This window comes from Variovorax paradoxus, assembly GCF_030815975.1.
GTDB classification, from domain to species: Bacteria; Pseudomonadota; Gammaproteobacteria; order Burkholderiales; family Burkholderiaceae_C; genus Variovorax; species Variovorax paradoxus_N.
In genome coordinates, this window is the sequence record NZ_JAUSXL010000002.1 from 1762272 (window position 1) to 1781752 (window position 19481).

Here is a 19481-nt window from a genome sequence, read left to right on the forward strand (position 1 = left end):
TGCCATCCAGCCCAGGATGGACGGGCCGCGCGAAGACAAGAGGAACGTATGGAACAGTTCATGACCCCGGAATTCTGGGTCGCGGTCGGTCAGATCATCATGATCGACATCCTGCTCGGCGGCGACAACGCCGTCGTCATTGCCCTGGCGTGCCGCAAGCTGCCGCCCGCGCAGCGCACCAAGGGCATCCTTTGGGGCACGGCCGGCGCCATCGTGCTGCGGGTGATATTGATCTTCTTCGCGCTCACGCTGCTGGCCATTCCGTTCCTGAAACTGGTCGGCGCCGCACTGCTGGTGTGGATCGGCATCAAGCTCTTGGCACCCGACCATGACGACGCACACGGCAACATCCAGAGCAGCGACAAGCTGTGGGGCGCGGTCAAGACCGTGATCGTGGCCGACCTGGTGATGAGCGTGGACAACGTGATTGCCATTGCCGGTGCCGCGCAGGGCGCCGGCCAGGCGCACCAGATGCCGCTGGTGATCTTCGGCCTCCTGGTGAGCATTCCGATCATCGTCTGGGGCAGCCAGCTGGTCATCAAGCTGATGGACCGCTTCCCGGTCATCATCACGCTCGGCGGCATGCTGCTGGGCTGGATTGCCGGCACCATGGCGGTGTCCGACCCGGCGCTGTCGAACACCGCAGCGTGGACCTGGGTGCCCAAGCTGCCGCAGACCGACGCCATCCGTTATGGCGCGGGCATTGCCGGTGCGCTGCTGGTGCTGGCCGTCGGCAAGTGGGTGGCCGTGCGCCAGGCACGCCAGAAGCCGGCCGAGCCCGCAACCTCGTCGAGCTGAACGCCTGCCCGAAGCAATCGGCGAATATGCTCTTCCCCTGCCGCCCGGTCTCTGCCACTCTAACTACCTGAAGGAGCGCCCCATGGAAAAGGTCATTCTCTACGTCGACGATGCTGCCTATGCGGCCGAGCAGATCACCGAGCTTGCTCCGGACGCCAACAGCGTCGTGGCGCGCCATTGGGTGCTCGTGGCCTGCGCGCCGCGCATGACCCACCGCATCAGCAAGTGGGTGAGCCACAGCGCGCGCGAGAACTGGCGCGCCAAGTGGTTCAGCAAGGTGCAGGCGCAGCTGCTGCCGCTGCTCGAGCGCAATGGCGGACAGGTGACGCCGGTGCTTGCCAAGGGCCCGCTGCCCGAACTGACGCAGCAGCTCAAGCGCGAGCACTCGGCCACGCACGTGGTCGATGCGCGCCGACCGAAGATCGGCGTCGACCTGGAGCCGGTCACGATCGACCAGACACCGCAGCGCCAGTCGGGCTGGGCCTTTCCCGGCGCCGTGATGGGCATGGGCGCACTGCTGGTGCTTGCGAACGAACTGGCCGAATAAAAAGGCGCAACCTCTCCCTGACGAGCCCCGGCGCGGCAACGCTCCGGGGCTCGTTGTTTTGGGGGCTCTGGGGTATCCTGCGCCGCATGCGCATCATCATCAAATGGCTGCTCAGCGCTGTCGCGCTGCTCGCGGTGGCTTATCTCTATCCCGGTGTCCAGGTTGCGAGCTTCGGCTCCGCGCTGATTGCCGCGGCCGTCATCGGCCTGCTCAACATGATCGTGCGGCCGGTGCTGGTGGTGCTGACGCTGCCGGTCACCATCGTCACGCTCGGGCTGTTCCTGTTCGTGATCAACGCGCTGCTGTTCTGGGCCGCATCGGGGCTGCTCTCGGGCTTTCAGGTGAGCGGCTTCGTGGCGGCGCTGATCGGCTCGCTGATCTATTCGCTGCTGGGCCTGGTCATCGAAGCCGCACTGGGCGGGCTGCTCTCGAAGCGCTGAGCCGGCGCCTCCTCTCACCCGCTCACTTCAGCGGCGGCTCCTCGGCCTGCTGCTTCACCAGGACTTCCACGGCCCGCGCGCGGGTGTCGATGATCGACGCCTCGTAGTGGTCGACGGGCGCGCCGGGCCTGCGCATCAGCTCCTGCGCGGCCTTGAAGCGGTCGCGCGCCGCCGGGTAGTCGAGGATGGCCACGTTGGCCTCCGCGTCGGCGCGCACCGCGCGCACCGAATCGTTCTGCGCGCCATACAGGTTGGCCAGGGCTCGCCAGGCCGTGGCGTCGCGCGGATGGGTTGCCACCCAGTCGCGCAGCACCGGCACCATGGGCGCGGGCTGGCGCGTGGCCACGGCGGCATCGGCCGCGAGCAGCATCTCGGGCCGCTCCTTCGACTTGGCGTCGAGCAGGCCGGCGGCCTTGGAGGAGCCTCCGCCGGCAAGCTCGATCTCGGCATGGAGCCAGCGCGCCAGCCTGGCGGCCGAGGGGTCGTCGGCGGTGCGCGCCGCCAGCCGCTCGGCCAGCGCGCGCGCGGCGCGGAAGTCCCGCAGCTCCCTGGCCGACAGCGCGGCCGCGTAGAGCGTGCCGGCCTGCTGGGCGGCGCTGCTCTTGGCGAACTCACCGGTCGAGGCCGCATCGACCCAGAGCCGCAGCACGTCGACACCCGGCCGCGTGAGCACGCGGGCGCGCGCGGCGATCATGGCGTGGTCCATGGCCAGCGGCAGGGCCGGGGCCGCGTCGATGCGGAACTGGAAGCGCCCCTGCATGTCCGAGATGCGCTCCGACGTGAGCGGATGGCTGCGCAGGTAAGGATAGGAGCCGTTGTCGTTGAGGCGCGAGGCGTACTGCAGCTTCTCGAACATCGCGGCCGCGCCCTGCGGCGCAAAGCCTGCCTGCGTCATCACGCCGAAGCCGACGCGATCGGCCTCGCGCTCCATGTCGCGCGAGAAACTCAGCTGGTTCTGCATGAAGAGCGCTTGGCTGCCCATCATCACGGCCTGGCCCGCGTCGCCGTTGCGGCTCTTGCTGGCCGCGATCATGCCGAGGATGAGGCCGGCCAGCATCAGCGGCATCTGCTTGCCCTGCTTGTTCATGATGCGCGAGATGTGGCGCTGCGTGACGTGCGACAGCTCATGCCCGAGCACCGTCGCCAGCTCGTCGCGGCTGCCCACCGTGGCAATCAGGCCCATGTTCAGGCCCAGGTAGCCGCCCGGCAGCGCAAAGGCATTGATGTTGCGGTCGCGTCCCAGCAGGATGGTCCAGGCAAAGCGCTCGTCGAGTTCGGGCGTGAGCTCGCCGCGCTGGCGAGCGGCCGCCAGCAGGCGCTGCCAGATGTCCTGCACGTAGGCGGCGACCACCGGGTCGTCGATATAGTCGGTGTCGCGGTAGAGCTCGCGCGCAATCTGGTCGCCCAGCTGGCGCTCGGCACTGGCCGTCATTTCGCCGCCGTCGCCCAGGCCCGGCAGCACCTGCAGCTGCGCGCGGGCCGGTACCGGCAGCACCAGCTGGCAAGCTATTAAAACGGCAGCGCAGAGCGACCGCAAGGCGGGCGCGACGGAAGTCTTTTGGGTGGCAGAAGGAGTCAAGCGCGGCATTCCTCGTCCATTGGCTCGGGCTCGTATGATGCACCTCCACACCGATCGTTCACACATGAGTTCCCTCACCCATTTCGACGCCCAGGGCCAGGCCCACATGGTCGACGTGGCGGCCAAGCCCGCCACCCATCGCGTGGCCGTGGCCACGGGCCGCATCGAGATGCAGCCCGCCACACTGGCGCTGATCGAATCGGGCACCGCCAAGAAGGGCGACGTGCTCGGCATCGCCCGCATCGCGGGCATCCAGGCGGCCAAGAAAACCAGCGACCTGATCCCGCTGTGCCACCCGCTGGCGCTCACGCGCGTGGCGCTGGCGTTTGCGCTGGCCGAGAAGGGCAATGCGCCGCAGGTGGTGTGCACCGCCACGGTCGAGACCGTGGGGCCGACGGGTGTCGAGATGGAAGCGCTGACCGCCGTGCAGGTGGCGCTGCTCACCATCTACGACATGTGCAAGGCGGTGGACCGCGGCATGCGGATCACCGATGTGCACGTGCTGGAAAAGCATGGCGGCAAGTCGGGCAGCTACCTGGCAGCCCCTCAAGGCTAGGGCGCCTGCCCGTCGACGGGCAGCCCCTTCAGCCAGCGCTCGTATTCCGCCGGAAAGGCGATGCGAAAGCGCTCCGCCTGGCTGCGCGCCTCGTCGCCCCGCCCCATCAGCTCGGCGCTTTCGATCAGCTTGACGATCACGCGCGGCTCGGGCGAAAAATGCAGCGTGCGTTCGGCCAGCGAATGCATTTCGGCGGCGTTGGCCGGCGTGACGGCCGTGAGCGTCAGTTCGGCAAAGTCGACCTGCCTTGCGAAGAGCCAAGAATTCCGGGCCTTGGCGAGCGTGCCGTCTTCATAGGCCGGCAGGCGCTCGTCGCGCGGCAGGTAGATCTGGCTGATGCGGATGTAGTCCCAGGTGGCATAGCCGACCACGCCCATCAGCACCACGGCCGCAACGGAAGACAAGACCGGCGGCTCGAGCCAGCGGGCCGTGAAGCGTTGCGGCAGCACTGCAGCCTTTCCGGCAGGCCGCGCCGGCCACAGGATGCCCAGGCAGAGCCCGAACACCAGCTGGAACGGCCCGTACCAGAGCGGATATTCGAGCAGGCTGTGCAGCGCGATCGCGCCCAGCATGCCCCATGCCATCAGCCGCACCGGATCGCGCTCGCGCCAGGGCCTGGCCGCCAGCACCATCCAGGCGAAGCCGCCGCAGACCAGCACCGACACCGGAATGCCCATTTCCACCGCCAGGTGCAGCGGCAGGTTGTGCGCGTTGTCCAGGATCTCGGGGAAGCGCGGCCCGTCGTACAGCGTGCTGTAGTGCGCAAAGCCCAGCTCGCCCCAGCCCCACCCCGCGAGCGGATGCGCGGCAATCAGCGAGAGCACGTTGCGCCAGAGGATCATCCGCGTGTGGTCGCCCGGCGCGCCCTCCTGCAGCCGCTGCATCATGCCCTCGACCTCGCCCGCCGCCAGCTGCGGCAGCAGCCAGGCGATGGCGAAATAGACCGGGATCATCGCCAGCAGCACCAGCGGCGGCGGCAGGCTGAAGGGCATGCCGGCGCGCTCTGAAGAAGAAGACACGCCGCGGCGCTCCCGCCGCGCGATCAAGGCGGCAACGCCCACGATCGACAGCAGCTGAAGCAGCCCGGTGCGCGAGGTGGACGCCGCCGCGGCCACCAGCAGCAGCAATGCCGCCGCCACCAGCCAGCGCCGTATGCGCGCCGATGGCTGCGCAGCATAGATCCAGAGGGCAGCCACCAGCGCCATGCTGATCAGCGTGGCGAACTGGTTGCGCTGGCGCAGGTTGCCGTAGGCCTGGCCCAGCGCGGGTGTGGTGGTCCAGGGCACCAGCGGCTCGGCCAGACCGTAGTACTGGAGCAGGCCGAGCACCGCGCTGACAAGCCCGGCGGCGAGTACGCCTGTCGCCAGCACGCCGGAGGTGGCCGGCCCGCCGCGCGCCATGCCCGCGCCTACGCAGGCCGCAGCCGCCATGGTGGCCACCACGACCACGGCGGGCAGCCATGAAGCGGCCGTGGCGTGCGGGGAGGAGAAAAGCACGACTGCCGCCGCCCCGGCGCCGAGCCAGGCCCAGATGCCGCGCGCCGGCACGGCGGGAGGCATGGCCAGAAGCATCGCCGCCAGGCAGACCCAGGTGGCCAGCAACTGCCACGCCTGGACCGAAGGACCGGCCACCAGCGGGCACAGAAACGGAAACGCGACCAGCCCGGCACGCACGGCGCCGACGGCTTTGGGAGAGAGAGCGGCGGCCTCGGCGGGCGCTGCGTGGGAAGTCATTTGCCGATTGTGCCGACCGGCGGGCCGACGAATGGCACCGGCTGGGAGACGAGCGGTTTTGCGGAAAAAACACATTTGGAGACATTCTTAGACAACTGTCTACAACTGTTGCCGCCCTCCGGCGGAAGGCCCGGAATCGGTCCGAAAGGTGTCTCTTGAAGAAACAAGCAAGCTCTCTGCGTCGCGCCGCCCAGGCACTGCGTGGTTCGTCCGGCTTCACGCTGATCGAAGTGATGATCGTTGTGGCGATCATCGCCATTCTGGCCTCGATCGCAGTGCCGTCGTACAACGACTATGTACGCCGCGGCCAACTGCCGGAAGCCTTCAATCGCCTGTCCGACTACCGCTCAAAGATGGAGCAGTACTACCAGGACAACCGGAACTATGGAACCGCCGCCAACAAGTGTGCCTCCGATCCAACCGCCGCCAGTTGGAACACTTTTACGGCTTCCGACCACTTTTCGTTCAGTTGCGTGGCAAGCGGCGCCACTTTCCAAAGCTACACCATCACCGCGACCGGCTCCGGCGGCCCCGTGACAGGGCATGTGTACACGATCAATGAAGCCGGCTTGCGCAAGACGACAAAGTTCAAGAACGCAACCGTAGACCAGAACTGCTGGCTCACCAAGAGCGCCACGTGCTGAGCAGCATGTTTTCCATGAGGCAACGCGGCTTCACTCTCGTCGAACTGGCCGTCACCATCGCGGTGCTGGCACTGATTCTTGCCCTTGCCATGCCGAGTATCGGCTCGTGGATGGACAACAGCCGCATCCGGAACGCCACGGAATCGTTGCAGAACGGCTTGCTTACGGCGCGCAGCGAAGCGATACGGCGCAACCAGAACATTTCGTTCTTCCTTGTTTCGCCGAACGATTCAGGCGCTTTGGACAACACCTGTGCGCTCTCTACGGAAAGCGGCTCCTGGGTCATCAGCGTGACCTCTCCGGTCGGCAAATGCGCGAGTGCCCCTTCTACGACCGACGCGCCCATGATCGTTGAAACCCGCGCGGTGGGAGATGGCGGCGGCAGCGTGAAGGTCAGCGCGGACGGCAACACCGTCACTTTCAACAGCTTTGGCCGGGTGGTCTCTGCCGCAGGCGCCTTCATTACCCAGATCGACGTGACCGGCCTTCGGGACGGTGCGCGGTATCGGAATCTTCGCGTCAATCTCACAGCCTCAGGCGGGGTCCGAATGTGCGACCCCAGTGTGCCCAGCACAGCCACCACAGACCCACGCCTGTGCCCGGCCGAATCGAATTAAGACCATGCACCCACATCACAAACCCCGGCAGCGCCGCGCAGCAGCCCGTTCTCGCAGCCGCGGCGTGGCCCTCATCGAGGTGCTGGTCGCAATGCTGATCTTCATGCTTGGCGTGCTCGGCCTCGTCGGCCTGCAGGGCACCATGACCCGCACGCAGACCGACTCCAAGATGCGGGCGGACGCCGCCAACCTAGCCAGCGAAGTCGTTGGCCGCATGTGGGTGGACATTGCCAATCTCTCGGCCTATGCGGGTGCCACCACCTGCACGGCTGCAAGTTGCCTCGAGTGGCGCAACAAGGTGACCAGCGTGCTGCCAGGCGGCGCCGCCGCCATCGTTGTGGCTGCCAATGGCGATGTAGCGGTGACCGTATCGTGGTCGATGCCTGGCGGCGAAACGCACAAGTACGTGACGCGCAGCACCATTGCGCTCAGGACGGCGAGCTGACGATGATGCACATTCATCCCCCTCGCCTTTCACGGCAGAAAGCCCCTCGCGCGTCGCGCGGCTTCACCCTCGTCGAACTGATGGTGGGCCTTGTATTGGGCATGCTCACGGTGCTCGTCATCACGGAAGTGACCTCGCTGGCGGAAGGCAAGAAGCGCACAGTTTCTTCGGGCAGCGATGCCCAGGTGAATGGCGCGCTGTCTCTCTACACGCTTCAACGCGACATCCAGATGGCAGGGTATGGAGCCGTCGGCAACCTTGAAGCATTGGGCTGTGCGGTCAAAGGCAGTTTCAAGGATCCCGGCGCCGCGGCCGCCACGCCGGCCATTGAGTTCAAGCCGACTCTGGCGCCAGTCGTCATCAAGGATGGTGCCAACGGAGCACCCGACGAGATCACCGTGCTGCAAAGCCGGAAAGCGAACTTCTCGGCTCCCTTGCTCGTATCCAAAGACCACGCGAAAGATGGCAACTCGTTCACCGTGAAATCGAGCTTCGGCGTTAGTGCCGGCGACCTGATGATCGCCGTCCCCTCCGGAGGCACATGGGATGCCAACAACTGGTGTTCGGTTTTCAGCGTGACCGACGACGGCGCGGCCACTCCGACCGAAACCACATTGGATTCGCACCACGTACCCCATGTTGCGGGCGGCACCAGCAAGTGGAACAGCGGCAGCGTGTTTCCGGACAACGGCTATCTCGAGAAGAGCTATCTGTTGAACATGGGGAGCCTGTCGTTCAACACATATTCGGTCAACACCGCCGCGCAGAGCCTCGACGTCACAGCCCGCACGGCCGAAGCTGTTTCGGCAACCGAGTCGCTCTATCCGCAGATCGTCAACATGCAGGCGATGTACGGAAAGGCCGCGGTCGGAACAGGCCAGGTCAGCAGTTACGACACGGTCGCACCTGCCACCGCTGCCGACTGGAAGAACGTTCTGGCGATCCGCATTGCCGTGGTGGCGAAAAGTGCTCAGTACGAAAAGGAGATCGTCACACGCGCTGCGCCTTCGTGGGACGTTGGCGCGAACAGCACGGTCGACGGCGCAGCGACCTGCGGCTCCAGCAAATGTGTCGAACTCAAGATCAGCCACGTTCCCGATTGGGAGCACTACCGATACAAGGTCTACGACACCATCGTGCCGTTGCGCAACATGCTCTGGAACTCGGCAGCCACGCCATGAAATTTCAAACTTCCTTCCGCGCGCAACGCGGCGTCTCCTTGATCTTTGCGCTGCTGGCGCTGGTGGCCCTGTCGCTCGCAACGCTGGCGCTGGTCCGCTCGGTGGACACCGGTGCCCTCGTGCTGGGCAACATAGGCTTCAAGCAAGATGCCACCGTGGCGGGCGACCAGGCCGCGCGCGAAGCCATTGCTTGGCTGAAAGCGAATGCCGCCAACCTCAATACGGACGCGCCCGCGAGCGGCTATTACGCCAGCACCAAGGAGCTGAAGGCCGACAAGACCAAGGATGCGCCGGTCGACGTCACCGGCCAACAGCAAACGGTCGCCAATCGCAAGCTCGTCGACTGGAGCGATGGGCAGGACAAGAAGTGTCCCTATGCCGCGGCGGGCACCTTTGGCTCCTGCGATCTGCAATCCGTGAAAGCCGCCTCGGTTGCCGGCAGCAACAACGTGCGCTACGTGATCTTCAGGCTGTGCGCCAGCGCGGGCAACTCCAACGACGACATCAACAACAGCTGCGCCCAGCCGCTGGCAGGCAGTACGTCGGCATCGGGGCGAGGGCTGATCGACTATTCCACGCCGCGCTTCAGCACTACAGGCGGCCCGTATTACCGAATCGTCGTACGTGTACTCGGTGCGCGCAGCACCACCGGCTTCACCGAAACCATCGTCAATTTCTATTAGCAGGTGCGCGGTTTCGCGACACGAGGAGTCCAATTCAATGTCTCATGCATCTTTCCACCGTCGGTGGCATGCCGGCTCGCGTCGGTCGTTTGCCGTACTGCTGTCTTTCAGCATGGGCGTGCTCGCCTGCACGGCATCAGCGCCCTCGGCCGCAGATACGCTGATCCTCGACGAGCCGCTGGCCACGCGGCCCAACGTCAAGGCAAAGCCCAACCTGCTTTTTATCCTGGACAACTCCGGGAGTATGGCCAACGCGTACATGCCGGACAACATGAACAACACGGGAGCCTTCGGTTTCCGCAGCGCCCAATGCAATGGCGTGGCCTATGACCCTGCGTTGACTTATTCGCCGCCAGTCGACTCTGCCGGAATCGCATTTGCCAACGCATCCTTCGGTTCGGCGTGGACCGACGGCTTCGCGAAATCGGGCTCTGACGATCTTGACGACGTTTCAACCGATGTCGGAAGTGTCAGCACCACCGCTTCGGTCACGGTCGGCACTGGCAGCAAGTCTTTTCAGTTCACGGATCCGAGCTATCTGGCCAACATGTTCACTGTGGGTCAAATCTTGAAATTGACCTCGGGCTCCGGCAAAAATGCCAAAGTCCTGACCGGCGTCGTTACAGCATGGACCAATTCAAGCACCAACTGGAGCGCAGGAACCAAGACGCTCACACTCAACGTCACCAGTTCTTCCGGCAGCGGCAACGCCACTTCATGGGCGATTGCGCGACTTGGCGGTACTTACTACGTCTACAAGGGCAGCCAACCCAAGATGGACTGGAAGTACAACAGTACGGCGGTCATTAAGAACACCTTCTATACCGAGTGCCAATACGCAGTGACTGATTCGGCCGGCAGAGCTCTTTTCGAGCCGGTGGTTGTAACCAGCGCATCCGACGAAGCCAAGAACTACGCCAACTGGTATTCGTACTACCGCACCCGGCGGCTCCTGATGCGCACTGCGACTGGCAAAGCCATGTTGGCCCTCGACTCAAGCTATCGCGTCGGATTCACGACCATCAGCGACACCGGTGTCACGACGAATGCCGGCTTCCAGGATGTCGACGATTTCGGCGGCACGCACAAACAGACCTTTTATACAAAGCTCTATGCGGCCACGGGCAATTCCTACACGCCATTGAGAGGCGCGCTTTCCAAGGCCGGGCGCTACTTCGCAAAGAAAATGAGCAACCAGACCTACGATCCGATGCAGTACTCCTGTCAGCGGAACTATGCGCTGCTCTCGACCGACGGCTACTGGAACACCGACGCTGAGAGCAGCAGCTATGGCCCGCTCCAACTCGACGGATCGAGCTCAGTAGGCCAGCAGGACGGTACCGAGGCTCGTCCCATGAAAGATGCGGGCACCAGCAACACGCTGGCTGACGTGGCTGCGTACTACTACAACACAGACCTGCGCACCACCGGTCTGGGCAACTGCAAATCGTCGGCGTCCGGTTCGGAACAGGATGTGTGTTCCAACAACATCGTGCCCGCAGGCCGCGACACCGCTACGAGCCAGCACATGACCACGTTCACCATCGGGCTGGGTGTGAACGGTACGCTCAACTATGACCGCAATTACCTGACGCAGGCATCGGGCTCCTATTTTGACCTGGTCAACGACAAGAACAACGCGAACTGGCCTGCTCCGGAAGTGAGTGACAGCGGCGGCAATGCCACCAACATCGACGACCTCTGGCACGCCGCCGTCAACGGCCGCGGCCAGTACTACTCGGCACTGAACGCCACCGCGTTGGCCGAGGCCATCAGCGGCGTGGTCAATACCATCCAGGAAGTCTCAGGCACCTCCTCTGCCGCTTCCACCAGCGCGCTGGAACTCGTTGCCGGCGACAACAACCAGGTCTACAAGGCCAGCTACACCACCAAGAAGTGGAGCGGCGATGTCGAGGCCTATACCCTCAACGGCGACACCGGCGCGATTGGTACCACGGCGGTCTGGTCGGCCAAGGCGAAGCTCGCCGCCACAGCTTACGGCGATCGCAAGATCTACTACCGCAAGCCCAACACTGTCACCCGCCAGATGTTCGATTGGACCAACCTGAATGCGGACGGCTACGGCACCTATTTCAGCAACCTGTGCTCGCGCTCGCTCGTGGCGGTGCAGTGCCTGAACAACGCAACGGATGACGAAAAGGCAAAGATCAACAGCGGCGACAACCTGGTCAAGTTTCTGCGCGGCGACCGCACCTTCGAATCGGCAAGCACCGCCAACGGAACCACCCGCGCGCTGTACCGTCCGCGCGCCGGCGGCGTGCTGGGCGACATCATCAACGGCGCGCCGGCGTATGTCGGCAAGCCGCCGTTCACCTACAGCGATGCCGGCTACACCAACTTCGTGGTTGCCAAGAAGGACCGCAAGCCCATGGTCTACGTCGGGGCCAACGACGGCATGCTGCATGCCTTCTCGGCCGGTGGCGACGATGCCGGAACAGAGCGCTGGGCCTACGTTCCCAACGCCGTCATGCCGGAGATGTACAGGCTGGCGGACACAGGCTATGAATCGCGTCACCGCTACTTCGTGGACGGTGCCCCGGTCATCGGCGACATCAAGGTGGGTTCCGACTGGAAGACCATTCTCGTCGGCGGCCTCAACAAGGGCGGCCGCGCCTATTACGCGCTCGACATCACCGACCCGGAAGATCCCAAGCCGCTCTGGGAGTTCACCGACGCCAACCTCGGCCTTACCTTCGGCAACCCGATCCTCACCAAGCGCAAGGACGGCACCTGGGTGGTGGTGTTCGCCTCCGGCTACAACAACGGCACGGGCGATGGCGGCAGCGGCGGTGACGGCAAGGGACGTCTCTACGTGCTGAATGCGAATACCGGCGCCAAGGTCATCACCGGCGACATTCCCACCACGGCCGGCTCGACCAGCGATCCGAGCGGCCTTGCAAAGATCAATACCTGGATCGACGACGTGTCGGACAACACGTCCAAGCGCTTTTACGGGGGCGACCTGCAGGGCAATCTCTGGCGCTTCGACGTCGACAACCTTGTGCTGCCGAACCAGGGCGCTCTGCTGCTGGCAAAGTTCCAGGTCAATGCGACCACGCCGCAGCCGATTACCACGCGGCCCGAAACCGTCGAGGTCTCGGGCAAGCCGGTGGTCATCGTTGCGACGGGCCGCTATCTCGGCGCTGCCGACGTGGAAGACACCACGCAGCAAACCATTTATGCCGTGAAGGATTCGCTCACCGAAACCGGCCTGGGAGACGTTCGCGCCAACATCACCATGGTTCGCCAGACCTTTACCGTCTCAGGCAATACGGCAACGATCACCAAGAACCCGGTCAACTGGACCACCAACAACGGCTGGTGGGCCGACCTGCCGCACAGCGGAGAACGCGTGTTCACCAATCTCGCGCTGCAGTTTGGCGTGCTTTCCGTAGCAACAGGCATCCCGAGTGGCGACGCCTGCAGTTCGGGCGGTTCTTCCTGGCGCTACTTCCTGAATGCGACCGATGGCACGGGTTCTCTCGCGAACGCCGGCGAACTCTGGAGCGCCAGTTCGCTGATTGCCGGCCAGAGCTGGGTCAAGCTGAAGGACGGCACCACGATCGTCGTTCGACCGACGACGGATGGCGCCTTGAGGGGAGAGTCGGGAGGCAACCCACCTGGCTCGGGAAGCAACCCGCTTCGGACCTCGTGGCGGGAGCTTGCCGACTGAACGTGCGCACGATGACCGCGATGACGGGGGTGCTCGGCAGAATGCGGGGCATGCGCCCGTTGTTGCTGTGCGCGGCCCTCTCCGTTTCGCTGCACGCGGCAGTGCTTGCGTATCGCATGACGCCTTCGTCCCCGCTGTCGTCGGAAGCGGCCGCACATGGTGGCCATGGCAGCATTGCTTCCGGGGCCACACGGATACGCGTGATTCCGACGCGACCGGCCGCCGTGTCTGAGATCAAAGAAGCCGCGAAGCAGCGACAAGAGCAGCCGCAGGCCGCGAAATCGGCAGTGCTGTCGAGTCCTGTCGCAGGAACAGCGGCGATGGCGGCACCCGCCCGACCGGACGCGCCGACCCCCAGCACGCCTCCACAGCCCGCCATCGAGCAGGCTGCGCCGGACCCCCTGCCCGAGGTCCGCCCGCAGGTCGTCGAAACCGTCTCATCGGACCAAGAAGACTTCGACGGCCGCGACTACATCCCTCGTTCGCTGCTCACAGTTCCGCCAGCTGCCCTCACTGCCATTGTTCTGGATATGCCGGAGGGCGAATTTGCGGCTGGGCGCTATGTCGGTGTTCTGTCGCTCTTCATTGATGAAGAAGGGCACGTGAAACATGTAGCTGCGGAGGGCGCGCCCCTTCCTCCCGCGTTTGAACAGGTTGCGCGTCAATCCTTCAGCGCGGCATTTTTTTCACCGGGGCAAATGGATGGCCGCGCGGTCCGATCGCGGCAGAAGGTGGAGGTGGTATTTGACAATACGGCTGCGGAGAAGGGCAGCAGATAGGGGCGGCTCGCTTCTGCGGAATAGTCGAAGAACTTCGATTCTGATGCCGACTGCATTCGAGAATCCGATCGCGCTTGACTGCCAAGCCCGTCGCTCAAGCATAGAAAGCGTGTCCCGCCCAAACCAGGCAACCTACGCAGAGAATGCCGAAGAGCCAAACAGATTGTCCGAGGTCGCCGAGACCACGGAGGGCGTTGTACTGCTTTCGCTTTTCTTGCTCCGCGAGCGAGACATGCGCGACATCCTCACCCCAGCCCTTTGCGGTCATGGAGGAAGAAACATCCTTCGCCGCGTCGAAAGGCGCGCAGCGTCATAGGCGAGATACCCAAAGATTGCCGCTGCAGCGAGCATGATCCAAGAAAAAATCATGGTCCAGATTGTCCGTGAAGTGTGAAGGAGTCCGGACCTGACCTTTGCAGCGACAGTCCTCTCGTGGCAGTCAACAGCTAAGCAGATCGACATCCTTCTTCGTCGACCAAGGTCCAACTGAGTTCGACATGATGCCGAGCTTTCAACATTTGTTCGAACTGAAAAACTTTCATCGGATGCGTGGCCTTACAAAACACAATCAGAACCTTGCTCGGCTTGATCCGTACCACTTCATCCACTACAGGTGTGGCAAGCGCAGATTTGACTTCACCTACTTGATAGGCGGATGGGGTAATGCGGACCTCGACGGGCTTGAACGCGAAGCAACCGGCAAGCGCCAATAACGCAAACGCAGCAGACCAACGGATGAATTTCATGATTCTCTAAAACTATTGAGGATCGGGCGTTGTCATTGTCCGACGCGATCTCGATCGAAACCACCAAATCGCGGAAACAGCGGCGCAATCTGCGGCAGATCCAGACAGTCTCCGTCTTAAAAGGAGAACATCAAGCACGGATCCACACCGTGAAGCCTTCAGGCTCGCAAAGCGGATAGGTCAGTTTTTGCGGAAATCTAAGGTCAGAGATCGCTGGAATTCAACAATCAAAATCCATCAACTTCGACAAACCCCAATAAGTTGGCTTCATTTCGAGTAATGAGCGCAATCCATCCAGAACCCCCTCGACCGACAACTGGCAAGTAGCCTAGTTCATCTTCCGGCATTCCGGTTTTAGCAATCTCTGAGTTGATTAGTATGTGTTTTTCTTGATGCCGCAGCTTCAGTTCAGCTATTGAACGCAGTTTGCGCTTAACCGACTCTCTTTGCTCATCATAGGAACGCCACAAGCTTGGGCGGAGCGATGGCTCTAAACCATTGAGAGTAAGTTCTATGCTCTGCAAGTATGTAGGGTCACCTGGTTTTGGTACTTCCACAGCGATTACTGCTGGCCCAAGAACACTCAATTTTTGAAATGGTTGTCTTGCGTTTGAAAGATCTTGTTCTGAAATCTCGGCTGCGCTGATTACCTGGAATCTATCTACTTCAAATGCCAAAAAGACGGGCCGGGCAATATACACGCTGCAGAGACCGTAAACCAACGCCGCCAATTGAACAAGGACAACGAATGAAAGATCTCGCACTAGTTCTTTGTTTGATTTTTTCGGGTCAAAAAGAATGAAAGTGAGCAATGGTCCACATACAACATCAATCGATATAACCAGTGCAAATAACTTCCCCCCTCCCTCAATTGCTTCATACGGATGGGGAAACCAAATCCCGAAGACTAGTGCCGCGGCAATTAAGGCGACAACCAGACAGCCCAAGCAATGCAGTAGGGCTGCTCTTCCCGCCGCTCTAAATCGAAGATTCACTGCCGAGATTTTTTTGATCAAATATTCATCTGACATTCGGCTCCCCAACTCCGCAAAATGCACAAACAACAAACCATCCTCTGAACGCAAAAAAGGAAGGCCGCTATCGCGGCCTTCCTTTTTTTAAAAGCCAATCAACTAATTAGCGGCACTCGGCAGGTGCGTATTTTGCCAAGAGCGTTGCGCCATTGGTCGCGCCATTGATCGCTGTCTTGCCAACCGTGTAGCAAGTCCAAACGATCGGGCCTGGCGGGGGGGTAGCCACAGCCAAGAGTGCACCGTTCGACGAAGGCCAGAGTTCCAGCGTGTTCGATGCGGCCGGCGCGATGTCAGTAGTGAATGCGATCGAAATCAAGCCATTTCCAGTGGTTCCGGTAATGGTCGCAATGTTTTTGGTCGGAGCGGTTAGAACGCAGGTACCAGCGGCACTACACGTAGTTGGCGCAGCCCTCGTGCCGGTGGTCATGCTAGCAAACAGACCACCCGAGGCATCAGGAAGAGCATTGGCAGCATTGTCCGCAACCGTCGTCTTAAGCGCGCTACCCAAGATCAGACCTTCAGTCACCTTGGCACGAATCGTGTAGTCCTGATAAGCCGGCAGCGCCACAGCAGCCAAGATACCAATGATCGCCACAACGATCATCAATTCGATAAGGGTGAAACCCTTTTGCACGTTGCGTGCGATAGAACGACGGTTCATTCAAAAACTCCAGGTTGGTTTGTAGAGCCCGGGAACCAAGCCCGGAGCGCAGTAACTTCCGCAGCATCTGTGCCACCCCGCTTCGAGGCCCGATGCCGCCAGAACTGAGCACTTTGCACTCATATTGGTTACATCAAGTGACAGAAATCGCTTCTAAATGCTACGAGTCGTGACAAATTTGTCAGCGCGCTAGGCGCCGCCCGACTCAAAAAGTCAACACCCCATCCGCCTTCAACCACCGAATATCCCGCTGCGCCAGCCCCGCCACCTGATGCCCGGCCAGGTGCTCGATCTGCCACATGATCTCTTCGGTTTCCGCCGGCTTGGTATGCGTGATGTAGATAGGAAACTTCTTGCCCGGATCGATGTGCGCCAGCTCGTCGGCCAGCGCCCGCGGCGACAGATGCAGGCTGCGTTCCGCCAGGGCCTGCTCGCGGTTGCTGAATGCTGTTTCTATGACGAGCATGGCCACGTCCAGCGCGTTGAGGCGGTCCCAGAAGGGGGTGTTGCGCTCGGTGTCGCCGGTGAAGACCCAGTTGGCGCCGCCCTCGGCGCGGCTCACGGCAAAGCCGCAGGCGGGCACGGTGTGCACGGCCGGCAGCACCTCGATGCGCTTGGGGGCGGCGGCGCCCAGTTGCAGCACCTGGCCCACGGCAATGTCGTGAAAGCTCACGAAGGGGGCCTCGGGGCTTGGAATGCTCTCGAAGTCGGGCCAGATGACGTTGTTGAACACATGGGCGCGCAGGGCCTCGATGGTGGCGCGCAGGGCGTGCACGCGCAGCGGGCGGGTGCGGCGGCCGCCCACGGCGTCGAGCATGAGGGGGAGCGCGGCAATGTGGTCGAGGTGGCTGTGGGTGAGCACCACGTTGTCGATGCCGGCCATTTCTTCGAGGGTGAGGTCGCCCACGCCGGTGCCCGCATCGACGAGCAGGTCGGTGTCGATCAGGAACGAGGTGGTCCGGCAGTCCTTGGCAATGGCGCCCGAGCAACCCAGCACGCGAACCTGCATTGTGAGAGACCCTCTGCTTGTGTCTTCTGCTGCCGTCATTTGGTTTCGAACCGGGTTGCGCCGTCCCATTCGGGGTCTTGGGGCCGCAACGCCATGGAGGCTAATCGTTGTGCGTAGAGCTGGTAAAGGATTTTTTTGGCATCCGCGGCCAAGAGCGGATCCAGCAGGTTCCGGCCCACGGCCCAGTCCTGGCGGCGGTAGGCGGCAAGCACGTCGGCCCAGCGCTGCAGCTGGGCGGATTGCTGCAGTGCGGCAGGCGTTGGCTGCTGCTCGCTCTCGGTATTGGCGTGCAGCGGCGTGAACACGGCCACGGCCTGGGCGCGGCCCTTGACGAGCACGCTGTCGAGCTCCTGCCAGACGAAGCCGGGTGCGAGTTCGCGGGTGGCGGCACTGGCGACGATCTCGACACCGTAGTGCACGCTCAGGCCTTCGAGGCGGGAGGCGAGGTTGACCGCATCGCCCACCACGGTATAGCTGCGGCGCGCGGCCGAGCCCATGTCGCCCACGCTCATGACGCCGCTGTTGAGGCCGATGCCCACGCTGATTTCAGGGCGGCCGGTGGTGCGGTGGATGTTGTTGATGTTGCGCACGGCCTCGGCCATGTCGAGCGCGGCGCGCACGGCCAGGGTGGCGTGCTCGGGGGTGTCGATGGGCGCGCCCCAGAAGGCCATGACGCAGTCGCCCATGTATTTGTCGACGGTGCCGCGGTGGGTGCTGATGACGTGGGTGAGCCGGTTGAACACGGTGTTGAGGAAAGTCTGCAGCTCGGCCGGGGCCATCTGCTCGGACAGGCGGGTGAAGTTGCGCATGTCGCAGAACATGACGGTCATGGTCTTGCTCTCGGCGCGCATGCTGTAGCGGCCGGGGGTCGCGAGCATTTCGTCGACCAGCTGCGGCGGCACGTAGGTGCCGAAAAGCCGCATGAGGCCGCGGCGCGCACGCGACTCGATGAAGTAGCCCCAGCCCATGTTGAAGGCAAAGGCGAGCGCCGCCATGGCCAGCGCGGAGGCGAGCGGCAGCACGAGGCTGTGGCGCTGGTAGAGCCAGGCGTTCACGCCGACCAGGGCCGCGACGGTGGCAAGGGCGAGCACCACCGCGCGCGGGGCCGGCAGCAGCGTGAGGCCCAGCGCCAGCACGAGCCCCGCGGCCAGCACGCTGAGCACTTCGTAGCCGGGGGCGTAGTCGGGCACCGCGAGCAGGCGATGGTCGAGCATGGCCGAGACGATGTTGGCATGCACTTCGACGCCGGGAAAGGCGGCGCCCACGGGGGTGGCGCGCAGGTCTTGCAAGCCTGGCGCGGTGGCGCCGACCAGCACGATGCGGTCCTTCAGCTCGCCCGGCGCGAGCCGCCCTTCGAGCACGTCGCCGGCGGACACGTAGCGGAACGATCCGCCGTGCGCGCCGCCGGGGCCGCGGAACGGCACCTGCATGGAGGCGGCTTCGTCGACGGGTATGCGCAGGCCGCCTGCCAGCAATGACTGGAGCCGCGGCGCGGCGCCGCCTGGTCCACCTGGTGCAAATGCCGGCCGCACGGGCGGCGTGCCGCTGGCGAGCCGGTAGACGGCGAGCGCGAGCGACTCGTAGTAGCCGGGCCGGGCCTGGTCGCCCTCATAGCGGGCGATGAGCGGCACGGCGCGGATGACGCCGTCGCCGTTCGACATGACCAGCGTGTTGAGAAAACCCGCCGCCGGCGCGGCAGCGGCCAGCACGGGCAGGCTGGCACCAAAGCCGTTCCAGCCCGTGGCGTAGCCGCGGCCCGGCGGAAAGGCTTCGGCCCGCAGCAGCGGGGCCGGCGGCAGCTGGCCCTTGGCGCCGGGCTTTTCGGTGCGCGTGAAGTAGTAGCCGAGCGCCACGCGCTGGCCTTGCATGGCGGCGGCAAAGGCGGCGTCGTTGTCGAGCGTGGGGGCGAGCCGGTCGATTTCGGCGGCCAGGCCCGGCATGTCGCGCAGCGGGCCGCGCGCAATCTGGCGCAGCTTGTCGAGGCTGGCGCTCCGGTCGGGCTCGACGAACATCACGTCGAAGCCCAGCGCCGCGGCCTGCTGCCGCCCGGTGAGCTCCCGGGTGAGCCGGGCCAGCTTGTCGCGCGCCCAGGGCCATTGGCCCTGCCGGGTGAGGCTGGCGTCGTCGACGTCGACGATCACGATGCGCGGGTCGAGCGTGCCGGGCATGGTGGCGCGCAGGCGCGTGTCGTAGATCAGGTGGTCGAGCCGGTCGATGGCATCCAGGCGCCAGAGGCCGGTGGCATGCGCCAGCGCGAGCAAGACCGGCAGCAGGGTGATGGCAATGCGCGGCCAGTGGCGCCTGAGCGCGGTCACGCTAGTGCACCCTAGGCGCT

At 63.7% G+C, this 19481-nt stretch carries 18 protein-coding genes; 11 read left to right on the forward strand and 7 right to left on the reverse strand.

The annotated features are described in order from the left end of the window. Positions 1-48 precede the first annotated feature (48 nt). The 3 genes from QFZ47_RS12045 to QFZ47_RS12055 all read left to right on the forward strand — a co-directional run bounded on the left by QFZ47_RS12045 (position 49) and on the right by QFZ47_RS12055 (position 1785). Positions 49-798: a TerC family protein gene (locus QFZ47_RS12045; RefSeq protein ID WP_307655844.1), complete on the forward strand. Its 750-nt coding sequence runs from the start codon at positions 49-51 to the stop codon at positions 796-798. A gap of 82 nt (positions 799-880) precedes the next feature. Further along, positions 881-1345, forward strand: a complete 465-nt coding sequence (locus QFZ47_RS12050; protein ID WP_307655845.1) for a hypothetical protein — start codon at positions 881-883, stop codon at positions 1343-1345. A gap of 86 nt (positions 1346-1431) precedes the next feature. Beyond that, positions 1432-1785 (forward strand): phage holin family protein, encoded by a 354-nt coding sequence (locus QFZ47_RS12055; protein WP_307655846.1) that lies wholly within the window; start codon positions 1432-1434, stop codon positions 1783-1785. 22 nt (positions 1786-1807) lie between these two features. On the opposite strand, the gene QFZ47_RS12060 is transcribed toward QFZ47_RS12055, so the two are convergent. Then, positions 1808-3373 carry a M48 family metalloprotease gene (locus QFZ47_RS12060; RefSeq protein WP_307655847.1) on the reverse strand — a complete coding sequence of 522 codons (1566 nt, stop codon included), beginning with the start codon at positions 3371-3373 and terminating at the stop codon, positions 1808-1810. A 55-nt stretch (positions 3374-3428) separates the two neighbouring features. On the opposite strand from QFZ47_RS12060, the gene moaC reads away from it, so the two are divergent. After that, complete coding sequence (moaC, locus tag QFZ47_RS12065; protein WP_192324895.1) at positions 3429-3920, forward strand: cyclic pyranopterin monophosphate synthase MoaC; 492 nt, start codon at positions 3429-3431, stop codon at positions 3918-3920. Here moaC and QFZ47_RS12070 read toward each other — a convergent pair. Beyond that, the gene (locus QFZ47_RS12070) at positions 3917-5653 is read right to left on the reverse strand and encodes a PglL family O-oligosaccharyltransferase (RefSeq protein WP_307655848.1); all 1737 of its coding nucleotides are present in this window, start codon (positions 5651-5653) and stop codon (positions 3917-3919) included. The genes moaC and QFZ47_RS12070 overlap by 4 nt on opposite strands. A gap of 155 nt (positions 5654-5808) precedes the next feature. On the opposite strand from QFZ47_RS12070, the gene QFZ47_RS12075 reads away from it, so the two are divergent. The 7 genes from QFZ47_RS12075 to QFZ47_RS12105 are packed head-to-tail and all read left to right on the forward strand — an operon-like array spanning position 5809 to position 13696. Then, the gene (locus tag QFZ47_RS12075; protein ID WP_307655849.1) at positions 5809-6297 is read left to right on the forward strand and encodes a type IV pilin protein; all 489 of its coding nucleotides are present in this window, start codon (positions 5809-5811) and stop codon (positions 6295-6297) included. Further along, positions 6291-6914, forward strand: coding sequence for a GspH/FimT family pseudopilin (locus QFZ47_RS12080; protein ID WP_307655850.1), 624 nt, complete (start codon positions 6291-6293; stop codon positions 6912-6914). Before QFZ47_RS12075 ends, QFZ47_RS12080 begins: the two co-directional genes overlap by 7 nt. Positions 6915-6918: 4 nt before the next feature. Beyond that, positions 6919-7359, forward strand: coding sequence for a type IV pilus modification PilV family protein (locus QFZ47_RS12085; RefSeq protein WP_307655851.1), 441 nt, complete (start codon positions 6919-6921; stop codon positions 7357-7359). A 2-nt stretch (positions 7360-7361) separates the two neighbouring features. After that, the gene (locus QFZ47_RS12090; RefSeq protein ID WP_307655852.1) at positions 7362-8540 is read left to right on the forward strand and encodes a PilW family protein; all 1179 of its coding nucleotides are present in this window, start codon (positions 7362-7364) and stop codon (positions 8538-8540) included. After that, positions 8537-9223 (forward strand): pilus assembly protein PilX, encoded by a 687-nt coding sequence (locus QFZ47_RS12095; RefSeq protein ID WP_307655853.1) that lies wholly within the window; start codon positions 8537-8539, stop codon positions 9221-9223. Before QFZ47_RS12090 ends, QFZ47_RS12095 begins: the two co-directional genes overlap by 4 nt. A 37-nt stretch (positions 9224-9260) precedes the next feature. Further along, positions 9261-12917, forward strand: coding sequence for a pilus assembly protein (locus tag QFZ47_RS12100; RefSeq protein ID WP_307655854.1), 3657 nt, complete (start codon positions 9261-9263; stop codon positions 12915-12917). 11 nt (positions 12918-12928) lie between these two features. Further along, complete coding sequence (locus QFZ47_RS12105; RefSeq protein ID WP_307655855.1) at positions 12929-13696, forward strand: energy transducer TonB; 768 nt, start codon at positions 12929-12931, stop codon at positions 13694-13696. 446 nt (positions 13697-14142) lie between these two features. Here QFZ47_RS12105 and QFZ47_RS12110 read toward each other — a convergent pair whose 3' ends face one another. The 5 genes from QFZ47_RS12110 to QFZ47_RS12130 all read right to left on the reverse strand — a co-directional run bounded on the left by QFZ47_RS12110 (position 14143) and on the right by QFZ47_RS12130 (position 19461). Continuing rightward, positions 14143-14442, reverse strand: a complete 300-nt coding sequence (locus QFZ47_RS12110) for a hypothetical protein (protein WP_307655856.1) — start codon at positions 14440-14442, stop codon at positions 14143-14145. A 227-nt stretch (positions 14443-14669) separates the two neighbouring features. Continuing rightward, on the reverse strand, positions 14670-15473 hold the full coding sequence (gene tfpZ / locus QFZ47_RS12115; protein WP_307655857.1) for a TfpX/TfpZ family type IV pilin accessory protein: 804 nt from the start codon (positions 15471-15473) through the stop codon (positions 14670-14672). A 106-nt stretch (positions 15474-15579) separates the two neighbouring features. Next, a complete protein-coding gene (locus tag QFZ47_RS12120; RefSeq protein WP_307655858.1) occupies positions 15580-16137 on the reverse strand; it encodes a pilin in 558 nt (185 codons plus the stop codon). A 205-nt stretch (positions 16138-16342) separates the two neighbouring features. Continuing rightward, complete coding sequence (locus QFZ47_RS12125; RefSeq protein ID WP_307655859.1) at positions 16343-17146, reverse strand: 3',5'-cyclic-nucleotide phosphodiesterase; 804 nt, start codon at positions 17144-17146, stop codon at positions 16343-16345. 35 nt (positions 17147-17181) lie between these two features. Continuing rightward, positions 17182-19461, reverse strand: coding sequence for a CHASE2 domain-containing protein (locus QFZ47_RS12130; protein WP_307655860.1), 2280 nt, complete (start codon positions 19459-19461; stop codon positions 17182-17184). Between the last annotated feature and the right edge of the window lie 20 nt (positions 19462-19481).